This is a genomic window from Floccifex porci, from assembly GCF_009696175.1.
In the GTDB taxonomy this organism is placed as follows: Bacteria; Bacillota_I; Bacilli_A; order Erysipelotrichales; family Erysipelotrichaceae; genus Floccifex; species Floccifex porci.
Window position 1 is genome coordinate 17,614 of the sequence record NZ_VUMM01000020.1, and the last position, 15,217, is coordinate 32,830.

Annotated in this window: 14 protein-coding genes, 1 tRNA gene and 1 riboswitch; of the genes, 3 read left to right on the forward strand and 12 right to left on the reverse strand. The window is 33.3% G+C overall.

Annotated features, from left to right (window positions below; all coding sequences use genetic code 11):
- Window positions 1-12 precede the first annotated feature (12 nt).
- The 7 genes from FYJ50_RS08480 to FYJ50_RS08510 form a co-directional block, all read right to left on the reverse strand.
- A tRNA-Leu gene (locus tag FYJ50_RS08480) sits at window positions 13-96 on the reverse strand.
- 73 nt (window positions 97-169) lie between these two features.
- Window positions 170-652 (reverse strand): flavodoxin, encoded by a 483-nt coding sequence (locus tag FYJ50_RS08485; protein ID WP_154461012.1) that lies wholly within the window; start codon window positions 650-652, stop codon window positions 170-172.
- A gap of 60 nt (window positions 653-712) precedes the next feature.
- Window positions 713-2,386: a formate--tetrahydrofolate ligase gene (locus FYJ50_RS08490; RefSeq protein WP_154461014.1), complete on the reverse strand. Its 1,674-nt coding sequence runs from the start codon at window positions 2,384-2,386 to the stop codon at window positions 713-715.
- Between the two features lie 60 nt (window positions 2,387-2,446).
- Window positions 2,447-2,526, reverse strand: a riboswitch (ZMP/ZTP riboswitch).
- Between the two features lie 31 nt (window positions 2,527-2,557).
- Complete coding sequence (gene purB, locus FYJ50_RS08495) at window positions 2,558-3,940, reverse strand: adenylosuccinate lyase (RefSeq protein ID WP_154461016.1); 1,383 nt, start codon at window positions 3,938-3,940, stop codon at window positions 2,558-2,560.
- The gene (gene purD / locus FYJ50_RS08500) at window positions 3,941-5,173 is read right to left on the reverse strand and encodes a phosphoribosylamine--glycine ligase (RefSeq protein WP_154461018.1); all 1,233 of its coding nucleotides are present in this window, start codon (window positions 5,171-5,173) and stop codon (window positions 3,941-3,943) included.
- A 61-nt stretch (window positions 5,174-5,234) separates the two neighbouring features.
- Window positions 5,235-6,515, reverse strand: a complete 1,281-nt coding sequence (locus FYJ50_RS08505; RefSeq protein WP_154461020.1) for a HAMP domain-containing sensor histidine kinase — start codon at window positions 6,513-6,515, stop codon at window positions 5,235-5,237.
- Complete coding sequence (locus FYJ50_RS08510) at window positions 6,508-7,194, reverse strand: response regulator transcription factor (RefSeq protein WP_154461022.1); 687 nt, start codon at window positions 7,192-7,194, stop codon at window positions 6,508-6,510. Before FYJ50_RS08510 ends, FYJ50_RS08505 begins: the two co-directional genes overlap by 8 nt.
- A 110-nt stretch (window positions 7,195-7,304) precedes the next feature.
- On the opposite strand from FYJ50_RS08510, the gene FYJ50_RS08515 reads away from it, so the two are divergent.
- Genes FYJ50_RS08515 through FYJ50_RS08525 form a run of 3 tightly spaced genes read left to right on the forward strand, consistent with a single transcriptional unit; the run spans window position 7,305 to window position 10,871 of the window.
- Window positions 7,305-7,673, forward strand: coding sequence for a GtrA family protein (locus FYJ50_RS08515; RefSeq protein WP_205946490.1), 369 nt, complete (start codon window positions 7,305-7,307; stop codon window positions 7,671-7,673).
- Window positions 7,661-8,554 (forward strand): glycosyltransferase family 2 protein, encoded by an 894-nt coding sequence (locus FYJ50_RS08520; protein ID WP_154461026.1) that lies wholly within the window; start codon window positions 7,661-7,663, stop codon window positions 8,552-8,554. Before FYJ50_RS08515 ends, FYJ50_RS08520 begins: the two co-directional genes overlap by 13 nt.
- Complete coding sequence (locus FYJ50_RS08525) at window positions 8,547-10,871, forward strand: YfhO family protein (protein ID WP_154461028.1); 2,325 nt, start codon at window positions 8,547-8,549, stop codon at window positions 10,869-10,871. The genes FYJ50_RS08520 and FYJ50_RS08525 overlap by 8 nt, the downstream gene beginning before the upstream one ends.
- A 6-nt stretch (window positions 10,872-10,877) precedes the next feature.
- Here the strand turns inward: FYJ50_RS08525 and FYJ50_RS08530 are convergent, their stop codons facing one another.
- The 5 genes from FYJ50_RS08530 to buk are packed head-to-tail and all read right to left on the reverse strand — an operon-like array spanning window position 10,878 to window position 15,075.
- Window positions 10,878-12,104 carry an L-lactate MFS transporter gene (locus tag FYJ50_RS08530; protein WP_154461030.1) on the reverse strand — a complete coding sequence of 409 codons (1,227 nt, stop codon included), beginning with the start codon at window positions 12,102-12,104 and terminating at the stop codon, window positions 10,878-10,880.
- On the reverse strand, window positions 12,091-12,663 hold the full coding sequence (locus tag FYJ50_RS08535; RefSeq protein ID WP_154461032.1) for a 4'-phosphopantetheinyl transferase family protein: 573 nt from the start codon (window positions 12,661-12,663) through the stop codon (window positions 12,091-12,093). Before FYJ50_RS08535 ends, FYJ50_RS08530 begins: the two co-directional genes overlap by 14 nt.
- Complete coding sequence (locus FYJ50_RS08540) at window positions 12,660-13,433, reverse strand: MBL fold metallo-hydrolase (RefSeq protein WP_154461034.1); 774 nt, start codon at window positions 13,431-13,433, stop codon at window positions 12,660-12,662. The genes FYJ50_RS08535 and FYJ50_RS08540 overlap by 4 nt, the downstream gene beginning before the upstream one ends.
- Window positions 13,434-13,439: 6 nt before the next feature.
- On the reverse strand, window positions 13,440-13,943 hold the full coding sequence (locus FYJ50_RS08545; protein ID WP_154461036.1) for a DUF1097 domain-containing protein: 504 nt from the start codon (window positions 13,941-13,943) through the stop codon (window positions 13,440-13,442).
- Window position 13,944: 1 nt separating this feature from the next.
- Window positions 13,945-15,075: a butyrate kinase gene (gene buk, locus FYJ50_RS08550; RefSeq protein WP_205946491.1), complete on the reverse strand. Its 1,131-nt coding sequence runs from the start codon at window positions 15,073-15,075 to the stop codon at window positions 13,945-13,947.
- Between the last annotated feature and the right edge of the window lie 142 nt (window positions 15,076-15,217).

Sequence of the window (15,217 nt, forward strand, 5' to 3'; positions counted from 1 at the left end):
TTTATAAAAAAATGGTGCAGGAGATGGGATTTGAACCCACACGGATTGCTCCACTGCCGCCTGAAGACAGCGTGTCTGCCGTTCCACCACTCCTGCAAGTGATACCATTATAGCACAAATTTAAAAAATCACAAAAAAAATTAGCTAAATAAAAAGAGCGTTTGCTCTTCTAAAAAATTTCTGGTGCGACCGTATGAACCCATTCCTGCAATTCATCCAATTCGTCATGTTCTACTTTTCCAAAAGATATATAAGAAGGAGTTACAACGGCTCCTTTACATAATTGAGCAATGTGTTCTTCAATATCCTGCTCTCCTGCTCCACCATGTGTTAAAAAAGGAACTACTTTTTTATTTGTAAAATCATGATCTTTCAAAAAAGTTGCCAACGGGCAAGCAACCATTCCACCCCAGTTTGGTGTTCCTACAAAACATACATCCACTTCATCCATATTTACATCTACAGGAATGTATTCACGATCCATTCCAGCATCCATTTCTTCTCTTACTTCTTTTAACATTTTATCGTAATCGCTGGAATAAGGATGTAACTCATGAATCTCTATTAAATCCGCTCCTGTAATTACTTTTATCAATTCCGCTAAATGTTTTGTGGTACCCGATTGACTATAGTAAACAATTAATACCTTCATTTTTACACCTTCTTTTCTTGTTTTATTTTAACACAAAAAGAAGATAGCATTCACTATCTTCTAAAATAATCCTGTTATTTTTCCATTTTCATCCACATCAATTTTTTCAGCGGCCGGTACTTTTGGAAGACCTGGCATAGTCATTACATCCCCTGTTAAAGCAACGATAAAACCTGCCCCTGCAGATACTTTTAAGTTACGAACTGTAATTCTAAAATCCTTTGGTGCTCCTAATTTTGTCGGATCGTCTGAGAAACTATATTGTGTTTTAGCCATACAGATTGGAAGATTTCCAAATCCTAATTCTTCTAATTGTTTTGCCTGTTTAACCGCATTTCCTACCAAATCAACACCATCCGCATGATAAATCTTAGTAGCAATTGCGTTTAATTTATCCTGAATGGATCCTTCTAATTCATACGCAAAACGGAAATCATTCTTTTCTTCACAAAGAGAAACCACTTCTTTAGCTAAGGCAATTCCTCCCTGGCCACCCTTTGCCCATACTTCCGATAATGCGACATTTACTCCCAATTCATTACATTTCGCTTCTACTAAATCCAATTCTGCTTTTGTATCCGTTGGGAATGCGTTAATCGCAACCACACATGGCAACCCATATACTTCTTTAATATTATTCACATGCTGCAGCAAGTTAGGCAAACCTTTTTCCAAAGCTTCTAAATTTTCATTATTTAAATCTGCTTTTGGTACACCTCCGTGGAATTTCAATGCACGAACGGTTGCGACAACAACCACTGCATCTGGTTTTAATCCCGCCATACGACATTTTATATCCAGGAATTTTTCAGCTCCTAAATCTGCGGCAAATCCTGCTTCAGTCACTGTATAATCCGCAAGTTTTAATGCGATTTTTGTAGCCTGTACAGAGTTACATCCATGTGCAATATTCGCAAAAGGACCTCCATGAATAAAGGCCGGTGTCCCTTCTAATGTCTGTACTAAATTTGGTTTTAATGCATCTTTCAATAAAGCAGCCATAGCCCCCTGTGCATTTAAATCTTTAGCCGTAACCGGTTTATTTTCATATGTATATCCAACAATGATATTTGATAATCGTTCCTTTAAATCCGAAATATCATTGCTTAAGCATAAGATTGCCATAATTTCTGAAGCAACTGTGATATCAAATCCATCTTCACGAGTCACCCCATCCGCTTTTCTTCCTAATCCAACTACAACATTTCTTAATGCGCGATCATTCATATCCACAACACGTTTCCATGTAATACGTTTTGGATCGATACCCAGTTTATTTCCCTGATGTATATGGTTATCTAACATAGCCGCTAATAAATTATTGGCAGCCCCAATCGCATGGAAATCTCCTGTAAAGTGTAAGTTGATGTCTTCCATTGGAACAACCTGTGCATATCCTCCACCAGCAGCTCCTCCTTTAACACCAAATACAGGTCCTAAAGAAGGTTCACGTAATGCGATCATTGCGTTTTTACCAATTTTTCTTAATCCATCTCCTAAACCAACCGAAGTCGTTGTTTTTCCTTCTCCAGCTGGAGTTGGTGTAATAGCTGTAACTAAAATTAATTTCCCATTTTCTTTGTCAGCATTATCTTTTAAGAAAGAACTATCGATTTTTGCTTTGTATTTCCCATACATTTCTAAATACTCTTCATCAACACCTGCAATTTTTGCGATTTCAGTAATTCTTTTCATTTTGCACTCTTGTGCAATTTCAATATCAGTTTTCGCCATTTCTTTTCTCCTTTTTTCATTTAAAGAATGTCCTTTTCTGACAAAAAAAGGACGATTCATTTGAATCGCCCAGACGGTCGGCTTAAATGATTCAAACAGCACGTGGTGCTCCACTTAAACCGTCAGCTATTTGAACAACCTAATTATAACATCAAATTTTTAAAATGAAAGCTATTTCACTTTAATATCCACCAATTTATCTGCAGATCCAATATAAGAAGCTGGTGTCATATTCAATAAAGTATTGCGATCTTCTTCACTTAATACATCTAAGCTATGCGCAAATTCCATAATGGCTTCTTTAGAAATATTCTTTCCACGAGTTAAAGCTTTTAACTGATCGTATGCATCTGCAATTCCATATTTTCTCAACATTGTCTGAATTGGTTCAGCCAGCACTTCCCATTTTTCATTTAAATCGAAAGCTAATTTTTCTTCATTGACAACACATTTTGCCAATCCATTTTTAGTTTCATTGATAGCCTGTAAAGAATATCCAAAAGCCAATCCTAAATTACGCTGGCTGCTGGAATCACTTAAATCTCTTTGCATACGAGATTTAGGCAATTTATTGGATAAAGACATACAGATTGAATTGGACATATCTACATTGGCTTCACTGTTTTCAAAACGAATTGGATTCACTTTATGAGGCATTGTAGAAGAACCTACTTCTCCTTTTACTGGAATCTGTTTGAAATATTCCATAGAAATGTACAGCCACATATCCACATCCAGATCCACCAGAATGTTATTAAAATGACGAATTCCATCTAAAATATGACAAGTATAATCATGACTTTCAATTTGTGTTGTTAACGGATTGAAAGACAGATGTAAGTACTCTTCCACAAATTTTTTATTCATTTCTGGCCAGTTCACATTTGGAAAAGGAGTAGAAATTGCACTATAATTTCCTGTTGCTCCATTGAATTTTGCCTTAATCTGAATGGATTCAATATGTCTTAAACTTTCGTTCATACGATACGCATAAACTTTAAATTCTTTACCAATTGTTGTTGGTGTTGCAGGCTGTCCATGAGTATGAGCTAACATAGGAATGTTCTGATATTTTATTGCCAGATCATCTACAATATCAGCCATTTCCTGTGCTTTTTTCAACCATACATTCTGTAATCCATCACGAATCATAGAAGCATAAGATGTATTGTTGATATCTTCAGAAGTACATCCAATATGCACAAAACTCTGCAGGAATCCTAAATCCATTTTTTCCAGCTGATGATCGATAAAATATTCTACTGCTTTTACATCATGACGAGTTGTCTGTTCAATTTCTTTGATCTGTTTAAAAGAATCATAATTAAAATTCTTTGAAATGGATTCAATTTTATCCATATCTTCTTTATGAAACTGATTCAAAACATCGCATTCAATATTTTCAATTAAAAATTTCAGCCATTGAATTTCTACATAAACACGATATTTAACCAGACCATATTCACTAAAATATTCTTTTAATTCATCTTTAATAAATCCATAACGCCCATCAAGAGGGGACAATGTATAACATTCAAATTCCATTTTTTCCATTTACATATCCTTCTTTCCAATATCATGTCTATAAAATAAATCTTTACAGTGAATTTTATTTACTTCCTCATATGTATGTTTAAAAGCCTCTTCTAAAGTATCTTCCATTGTCACAACCATCAGTACACGACCTCCATTTGTGACAAGCCCTTCTTTAGTTTCTTTTGTTCCCATATGATAGATTAAAGCATCGCTATTTTCTAAACCTGTAATCAAAGAACCCTTTGTTGAGCTGGCAGGATAATTGGTAGAAGCCATTACCACACCATGACTGACTTTATCAGACCATTTTAATTGCACTTCTTTTCCAGACATTACATCTAAAATAGCCTGAACAAAATCACTTTCTAAACGACATAAAATAACTTCCGCTTCTGGATCTCCAAAACGAGCATTAAACTCAATGGTCTTGATGCCATCTTCACATAACATCAGACCACCATATAAGAATCCTGTGAAAGGTACTCCTTCTTCAACCATAGCTTTTGCCATTGGAATCATAATTGAATTTTTTGCTTCTTCAATGATTTCTGGTGTAATTTTCTTAACTGGAGAATACGATCCCATACCTCCTGTATTCGGTCCTGTATCGCCATCGTTTACACATTTATGATCTTGTGCCACTTCTAAAGGAATAACCAGGTCTTCATGCACTAAACAGATCAGAGAAAATTCAAATCCAACCAGACATTCTTCAATGACCACTTTATTCCCTGGAATTTCAAAAGCAATATCCAAAGCTTCAATTGCCTGTTCTACACTATAAGCAACCGTAACTCCTTTTCCTGCTTTTAATCCATCTTCTTTTACAACAATAGGAGCTCCCTTTTCTTTCACATAACAAACCGCTTTTTCATAGTCATCAAACGTTTCATAAGCAGCGGTAGGAATATTATATTTTTTCATAATATTCTTTGCGAAATCTTTACTGGATTCCACTTGTGTGGCTGCCTTTGTCGGACCAAAAATTTTTAGTCCTGCTTCCATAAACGCATCCACAACTCCCAAAGACAATGTTGCTTCAGGCCCTACAATGGTTAAATCTATTTCATTTTCTTTGGCAAAAGTAACCAGTCCTTCAACATCACTTCCAGAGACATTGACACATTCACCAAATGAAGCCATACCAGGATTTCCTGGGGCACAATATACTTTTTCAACTAAAGAAGATTTAGAAGCAGCCAAAGCTAAAGCATGCTCTCTTCCTCCTGTACCAATCACAAGAATTTTCATGTTTCTTTCTCCTTTATCTTATCGTACCTATTTTAACATAAGAACACTTAAAATAAAGGTGTTACCTTTGAAAAATAAGTTTTATACAAAATTGATTTTCATAAGATTCCACGATCATTTCTCCATTCATCTGTTTCATTCTTGTCTCTATAGACTTTAATCCAATGCGATGACTTTCAATTTCAATGGAATTCAATTGAATATAATTTTTAAATACAAGGATTAAATATTCTGAACAATGACACTCTACTATCACCTTCTTTTGTTTATCTCCATATTTTAAGATATTCGAAAAAATATTGGATAGAATTCGCTTATAACTTGTGACATCTATTTGAATTCCTTTAAATTCTTTATATATCGTTTCTACCTGAAATCCAGCCAATGAAATATAGTCAATATGTTCTTTGATTTCATTCCATATAAATTCATTTGAAACCCATTCCATATGAATGTCTTCTTCTTTTTTTAGAATTCGATTGCTTAAATTATTTATTTCATTTGTTTTCTGAATGCACGAATCAATATATTCAATTTTAGATGGATTTCTTTTTATAATTTCCAGATATCCATTTAAAATTGTCAAAGGTGTTTTTAAATCATGTGACAGATTCGCTATTAAATTCTGATTTACCTGTTCCTGTTCAAATGTCTTTTTTAAAGTGATTCGAAGCTGTTCCAATTGATAAGAAACAATTCCGATTTCATCTAAATAAAAAACAGGAACGGGACTTTCTAAATTTCCTGAAGCCATTTGAAGAATGCTTTCTTTTATTTTCGTAATTCGATTCACTTTAACAGAAAGAAAATACATGACAACAAATATAAAAAAGAGACAAGAAATCAAAAGACTGATAATAGCATAAATCATGATGTAATACATACTGTGATAAAAGATCAGTTGTACAAATCCCGTTCCATTTTTAAATTCCAAAGGAAAACTTTGATATCGTTCAAAAGATCCATCCGTCAAATGATATCCATATAAAAAAGCCATATTAAATGCAGGATCTTCTATCACTTGTGCCTGTTTTCCCGTAAGATATTCTCCATTCATTTTATAAATGAAAAGACTCGTATATTTATCTGTTAAATCAAAAAAAGGTTTCAAATTATCAATCGTTTCTGTATCCTGATCTGAATCTGGAATTTCATAGTTTTTAGCCTGTTGTACTAAATTATCCGATAAAGATGAAGGTCCATAAACGGGTAAAAAATGAAAATATGGATTGAGTCCATCATAAACATTAAATTTATTCATCCATAAAATCTGAAATAAACCATAGCTTAAAAAACCTGTAATTAAAATCAAAAGTAAAAATTGGGCTTTAATTTTATGCATCACATTTGTATCCCTTTCCCCATACCGTTTTAATAATTAAAGGATGATTCATATCTTCTTCTACTTTTTTTCGTAAATTTCGAATATGAACCATAACTGTATTGTTCGCCCCATAATAATAATTTTCCTGCCAGATTGCCCGATATATATGTTGAGCTGAAAAAATTTGTCCTTTATGTTTTACCAGTAAGAGAAACAGCTGATATTCTGTTTCTGTCAGATCCAGTCTTTGCCCATTTTTATACACCATTTCATTCTTTTCATCAAAACAGAAATTTCGATACATCAATTGAGACATTTTTTCTTTTTTTCCCTGATAAACATGATACCGACGGATTAAGGCTTTTACACGATTTAATAATTCATTATAAGAAAAAGGCTTCGATAAATAATCATCTCCTCCACTGGAATATCCAAGTGTCTTATCGCTATCCTGTGATTTAGCACTTAGAAACAGAATGGGAACGTTACTGATTTTGCGAATTTCTATACACGTTTGATACCCATTAAATTGTGGCATCATGACATCTAAAATAATCAGATCAAATTCCATTCGTTTTAAAGAATCTAAGGCTTCTTTTCCATTTTCGGCCTGAATGACTTCATAACCTTCTCCACTCAACAAAATATTCAATATATCCAGTATTTCTTTCTGATCATCTACAACTAATATTCTCATAAACTTATTTTATCAAAATACAGTTTCTTTTTAATAATTCTTAAGAATTCTTCAGAAATACTTTGCGCTTTTCTTAATATTGATTTGTTAGAGTATCCATGGTGATACAAATGATATTTGAACTCATTCGATATGGAATCTGTGGTCTATGTACAACAGGTATTAATTTCTTTTTATTTATACTGCTTCGACAATGGCAATTCAGTTTATTGTCTTCCAATTGTATTTCCATTTCCTGTGCCATCATTTTTTCTTTTTTTGTGAATCATTTTTTAGTTTTTAAACAAAAAGAAATACATCTCAATCAATTTCTATTATTCATTGGGTTACGACTTTTTTGTATGGTGATTGAAATTATCTCCATGTATATACTCATACAGGGATTTCATGGATCCGAAACATTTTCGAAAGGATTATGCCAGATCCTTGTGATTGGCTTGAATTATATTTTAAATAAGGAGGCTGTATGGAAACAGTAAGTGTTATTGTTCCCTGTTTTAACGAACAGGAAACCATTCCAATCTATATTAAGGAAATGAATAAAGTGATGGAAACTTTATCCGATTATCCATTTGAAATTGTATTCATTGATGATGGGTCTAACGATCGTACTTTAGATTGTATAAAATCGATTCATCAAAAAGATGGACGATATCATTATTTGTCTTTTTCCAGAAATTTTGGTAAAGAAGCTGCCATCTATGCGGGTTTACAAAATGTAAAAGGTGATTATGTTGCGATTATGGATGTCGATCTACAAGATCCTCCTTCTTTACTAGTGGATATGTTGCATATTCTGAAAACAGAAGATATTGACAATGTCGCTACACGGCGCAGTACAAGAAAAGGTGAGTCCATGATTCGATCCTTTTTATCACGATGTTTTTATAAATTCATCAATGTGATTTCCAGTGTTCAAATCGTAAATGGGGCTCGCGACTTTCGTTTAATGAAACGATCCATGGTCAATGCGATTCTAATGATGAGTGAAAGAAATCGTTTTTCAAAAGGTTTGTTTGAATGGGTAGGATTTAAAACTCACTGGATCGAATTTGAAAACATACAACGCAGCAGTGGACAAACCAAATGGTCTTTGAAACAATTGTTTTTTTATTCTCTGGAAGGAATCTCCTCGTTTTCTGTCCAACCTCTTTTTCTGGCTTTTCTATTGTGCGGACTTCTTTTTTCCATCTGTATCATTAGTATCTTTTACAGTTTTTCTATTTCTTTGTTCTTTTTATTAAATGCGTTTCAATTTCTATGCATGGGTATTTTAGGTTACTACATCTCAAAAATGTATATCGAAATCAAACATCGTCCCATTTATATTGTGAAGGAAAGAAGTGAAGAAAATGAATAAAGTAAAAAAGTATTTCCCTTATCTTCTATTAACTGTCCTTGTATTATTCTTTTGCTGGTGGTTTTGTTTAAAAGACGGTATCTTTGGATCCAATCTGGATTGGATCAATCAACATATTGTTTTCCCAGATTATTTTCGACAATTGTTTTATGATACGCATCAATTGTTTATGGAATATGCTCCTCATATTGGCAATGGACAAAATATCTATCATTTATCCTATTATGGACTTTATAATCCTTTTATTTTATTGTCCTATTGTTTTCCAAATATTGATATGGGAACCTGGATCATGATCATTATGATTCTCTGTCTGATTGCTTCTACTTTATTATTCTATAGCTGGCTGGTTTCAAGAAAGATTTCAAAATCAATTTCTTTTCTTGTTTCTTTGATGTTTGTATGTTCAACGCCAATGATCTATCATTCATATCATCAAATATCCTTTGTGAATTATATGCCTTTTTTATGTCTGGGATTTATAGGAGTGGATCACTATTTTGATAAACATTCTATTCATTTATATATTTTAAGTGTATGGCTGATGATTCTAACAAGTTTTTATTTTAGTGTAAGTGGCATTCTTGTTTTAATTTTATATGGACTTTATCGATATATCAAAATCCATGACAACCTTTGTCTTAAACCGTTTCTAAAAGATGGCTTTCATTTTTTAATTCCTGTATTCATTGCGGTTGGTTTAAGTGGAATTTTATGGATTCCTACATTTTTTGTTTTATTTTCAGGAAGAAATCAGCACGCATGGTTATCTATAAAAGAATTATTGATTCCCAATTTAAATCTGATTCGATTTTTATACGATCCCTATGGATTGGGTACCACTTCTTTAACTTTTGGTATACTCTTTTCCATTCTTTATTCTGGAAAAAAAGAAGAACGAATTCTTGCAGGAATCTGTATGATTTTATTTTGTGTTCCTTTGTTTTCTTATATATTAAATGGAGGGCTATACATTCGAAACAAAGTCTGGATTCCTTTTCTTCCTTTATTGTACTTTTTAGTGGCTTCTTATTTTAATGAAGAAAAGAAATCAGTTCCATTTTTATGGGTTCCCTGGTCAATGGTTTTATTTTTGAATACTATTTATAGTCATTCCATCCTTTATTTTATAGAAGCATCTGTATTCCTTTTATGTCACAAAAAGAAAAGACTAGTATTGTGTTTATCCATATTCTGTTTATTCCTATGTAACAGTTTTATCCAGGATCCTTTATCGTATACAGAATATAAAAAGTTTCTTTCAAAAACGAATGTAAATTCTTATCCATATCGAATGGAAACAAATGAAAAAGAAACGATGAATCGAATCGATAATTTAAATCAGTATCGGTCTTCCATTTATTCATCTTCTTATAATCCGGATTTTTATGAATTTCAGCGTTATACATTTCAAACTGAACAACCATATCGAAACCGTTTTATGCAGCCAGCTTCTAAAAATCCAATTTATCAAATGTTGTTGTCAACAAAATATATCGGACAAACAAAGAATGAAAATATATTTCCAATGGCTTATACCACTAAACAAGTGGTTTCAAAGAACGTATATGATTCTTTATCGTTTCCTTATAATCAGCTTTCTTTTCTACAAGGCAGTGTTCTACAAAACACAGATTCATCTTTTGTACCTTCTTTTGATTTACAGAAAATGAATTTACCTGAAACAAAAGATATTCATTCTCAAGTGGATCAAGAAGATTTTTTAGATGGGTTTCAAGCTAAAAAAGGGGATTTGATTATGATTCAGTTTCAAGTAAAAAATCATAAAGATAAAGATGTTTCAATTTGGATTGAAGATATAAAAAATAAATTATCGGCTTCTTCTCATATTTATTACAATGAAAACGATATATTTACTTTTGTGTTTACTTCAAAAGAAGATACATCTAATATCAAAATCAAATACGGAAAAGGAAATTATTCTCTTCAAGGCATACAAGGATGGATTTGTCCGGCTTCTTATGTGAACACCAATGTTGTGGATCAGAAACTTAAGTGGGATAAAATTCAAGGCAACAAAATAGATGGTCATATCCATATTCAACAAAATCAATATTTAATTACTTCTATTCCATATGATGATCATTTTGAAGTCTATGTGGATGGTCAACAAATCCCTTATGAAAAAGTCAATACCGCTTTTTTAGGATTTCCTCTAAAAAAAGGAAAACATGAAATTCATATTGAATACCATGCTCCTGGATTTAAAATTGGATTCTGTTGTACGATTTTATCTTTGATTGTATGGCTTGCTGCTGTATTTATTAAAAAAAGAGCAGTTACGAATACTTCGTAATTGCTCTTATCTTTTTTCTACTCTTTTATATAAACCGGCCAGAATGATCCCCAATGCCGATAATACCATCGCAACATAATAAGCAGGAATAAAGCTGTTAAATGTTGAATATATTTTTCCAATCACAATCGGTGCAAAGAAACCAGAAACCGCAAATCCAACAAACATGATTCCAAAATTTATATTTGAATATTTTGCACCAAATTTTTCATTTGTGAACCCTGGATAAATCCCCATAAATCCACCAAAACACGATCCGATGATACAAATTCCTGAATAGAATGGAATGATACTTCCTTCTTTTGTGATGACCAGTAAGAATAAACCAAAAATTGAACTGGCTAGCAACAACATTAATGTGTTAACCTGACCTATTTTATCCGACAGGATCCCACCAAAAATTCTTCCTCCTGTATTAAATAAGGCAAGTATCGAAACAACAAGAGAAGCTTGTGAAACATTCATTAAAACTTGTTTCTGAGCAATGGGAGAAGCCTGAGAAATAATCATCATACCCATAAAAGCTCCACAACAAAGCATAACGATCATAATATAAAACAATGGAGTTTTAAGCATTTCCTTCCATGTGTAATCTTTTATTGATGTTTTCGTATCTGTTTCTGGTGCTGTGTATCCATCTGGTACAAATCCATCCGGACAAGGAATCACAAAAAAAGAAGCCAGACAGACAAGAAGGACACTCAGAATCCCCAAAATTTTAAAAGAAGCGATTACGCCCATAGACTCAATTATTTGATTGGCAAGAATGGGAACCACTACCGAACTGAGTCCATAGGAAGCTGTTGTCAGTCCTCCTGCAAGACCTTTCTTATCAGGAAAAAACTTAACACAGTTGCTTACTGTACATCCATAAGTTAAACCTACTGCCAGGCCACAGCACAGTCCAAAGCTAAAAATCAACATCCCTACGCTTTTGGAAAAACCAGAAAGAATCAGGCCTGAACCAAACCAGATTCCACCAATCGTGATGACCCATCTAGGTCCAATTTTACTGACAATTTTACCACCTGTAATCATTGTGATGGGACCAACTGTATTAGCTATTGAAAATACAATGGCAAGTGTTGATGGAGTAATATTCTGATGCAGAAGCTTTGATAGATGTTCTGCCATCGGAGAGGAAAATACGCTCCAGGCATACAAGGCTCCTATACACAAATTGATCAGGCAGCTGGCAACCAGTACAAACCATCTTCTTTTAGAGAGATTCATAATTAATAGTCTCCTTTCCTTTATAAACAATAGATAAAATACAATTAGAATCGATATATCTTTGTTCACAATGAACACTTATATCACTGCATAAAATGGACCTTTCATCAAATTCAAATTCAACAAGTTTTGGATTTAATGAAAATCCTTTTCCACACCATTTCAAATAACTTTCCTTTAATGTCCAGAATTTAAAAAATGCATGTTCTTTACATTCTGCCATCTGCAAATACTGATATTCTTTATCCGTTAATATTTTTTTCATCATTGCTTCTTTACAGGCTTTCACTTTTTCTATATCAATTCCTATTGGATCATTACTGACTCCAACAGCCACAAAACCATCACAATGAGAAATATTAAAGTGTATATTTTTATAATGTTTTAAATAAGGTTTTCCATATTTATCATATATGAACTCTTCTTCTATATTAGATAAATGAATATTGTATTGTTTTTTTAAGATATACCCTAAAAGATCTAAAGCAATCTTATGTTCTTTTAAATATTTTTTATCTTCTTTTTCTAATAAATATTTTTTATAAACGACATGAATCATAACTCTTTCATACTTTCTATAATGATTCCCACAGGAGGGTCTTCAATTGAATCCAGATAAAAATATCCTTTACTATGTGGAGGAAGAGGGTATTCATATTCATAAAACTTTTTATCTTTACAGCGATCGATACAATCAATCATGCGATCAATCGTGGATTTTGGATACAGTCGATTGCTGTGAGAAGTAATATAATATTCAAAATTCAGATTTTTTAATTTTAATAAAGTACTTTTATATTCCTGTACAGAGCCATGATTGGGAAAAATCAAAGTCATAATGGGCAATAGTGCATCTCCGCTTAATAGTATATTTAAAGAAGGAATTAAAATTGTTATAGAGCCTGCACTATGCCCGGGAGCCATTATCATCTGGCATTCAAGATTTCCTAAATCGAATGCATCAAAACAGATGTCTTTTACGTTATTCCAGTTATTAAAAGGAATAAAAACCTCTTTATTATCATTCATTTCACATAACCATCTGTTTAAAAGAGTTTCATTGTATTCATTTAGTATATTTCGATCTTCTTTTGATAGAAATACTTCATCAAATTGATAAGAACCTCCAATATGATCAAAGTGAGCATGAGAACAAATGACCACTAAAGGTAAATCTGTAAGAACACGAATGGTTTTCTTTAAATCGCTGATTCCACATCCTGTATCAAAGACCAGCGCCTTTTCCTTTCCTATCACCAAAGTGGAAAAACAATCCGCCTTATCTTTTAATAAATAAACCTGATCATATAACTGAATAACGCTGCACATAAATTACTACTTTCTAATCATTTTAATCAATAATTTCTGGAAGGCATCTACACCGATTCCGACATAAACAACCCCTGCAATCATAGCCACACCAATTTGAATTGGAAGAGTTCCTAAACAATTTATTGTCATAGGACCCATGATTGTAAGCCCGATTGCCCAGCCACAAAGCCAGGAAGGAGTGAAGATATATTTAGAAAAATTTTCTCCAATCAGTACCGCCAATCCACCCAGAACAAATAGCGTCAAATACAATTCAATATCGGGATTCCAGGACATCTTTTCCATCAGAAAAATAGCCAGTACAGCCCATAAGTCTCCACAAAGAAACCCTGTTATGATTCTGAATGCATCTTTTCTTTTATTTCCGTTAGCTACATAAAGTCCTGCACAAATTAAGGCAACCGCTCCAGTGGTGATTCCCAGATAGGGAGACAATACAGCCCATATGGGTGGAAGTGCTGCAATTCCAATTGCCAATGTTAAGATTTCTGTTTTTTTATCCTTCATCTTATTTATCCCATTCAAACCCATTCCAGCAAAGTTTTCCGGTATATTCTTTTAATTTTTCTTCCCCATTCAATACACGAATAGCACCGGCAGCCATAGCTTCCATTTCAAATTCTCCTGGATATGCGAAAACAGGAGCGATGAATGAACAAGTCTGACGAATCTGTTGTACCAGATCTTCGCTATAAACCATTCCTCCACCTAATAATATTCCATCGACTTTTCCGTGTAAAACCGCCGCCATAGAACCAATGCATTTTTCAATCTGATAAATCATGGTATTCCATACCATTTTTGCATAGGAATCCCCTTCGCTTGCTCGTTTTGTCAATTCTTTGGCATCGGATATTCCTAAATGACTCACAAAACCACCCGATTTTGTTAAAAGAGGTTTGATATCATCTACTGTATATTGATTCTGTTTCATATAATTTAAAACATCCGCTACCGCAATGCTTCCACAGCGAGTTGGGGCCATAGGTCCTTCTCCCATCACAATATCAAACCCATCAATCATTTTTCCTTCTCTATGAGCCGAAACAGAAATTCCTCCTCCAATATGACAGACAATCAGATTGGTTTCTTCATACTTTTTATGTAAAACATTTTTCGAATGACGAATTGCAGTTTCTTTTAAATTTAAAGAATGTAAATGAATAATTCGATTGACTCCTTTGATTCCTGTCATTCTTGCCAGATCCTGTAATTCATCTACATCTGGTGGATTCACAACCATCGCCTGTTTTCCATACTGGTCAGCAAAATCCTTAGCCAGCTGAGGTCCTAAAGAAGCTGGATGAATCACTCCGTTCTGCATATTTCTGGCATGTTCATACATCAGATCACTGACTAAATATGTACCTCCCTGACAGGCAAGAAGTCCTCCTCCTCTTCCAACAAAAACATCCACATCTTCCAAAGATATGTCAGCTTCTTCTAATAAATCTAAAATCATATTTCTACGGTAAGGAAGCTGATCCGAAATTTTATTATATTTCGCCAGTTCACTAGCATCGTGGGCTACATTTTTTGAATACAAACAGGTCTCATTTTCAAATAACGCAATCTTTGTGGAAGTGGATCCAGGATTAATTGTTAACACTTTATATGTTTTCATAGTTGATCCTTTCATAAAATCCCCAATTTCTGATATGTACCCAATATTCTGGACATACGTTAATTTGAATTGAGTTTAACACATGGATGTTTCTCTGTATACAACAGGAGGCATCCATTTTGTTTTGGATTGAATTCTTTTGTTGTTATAGTAATAG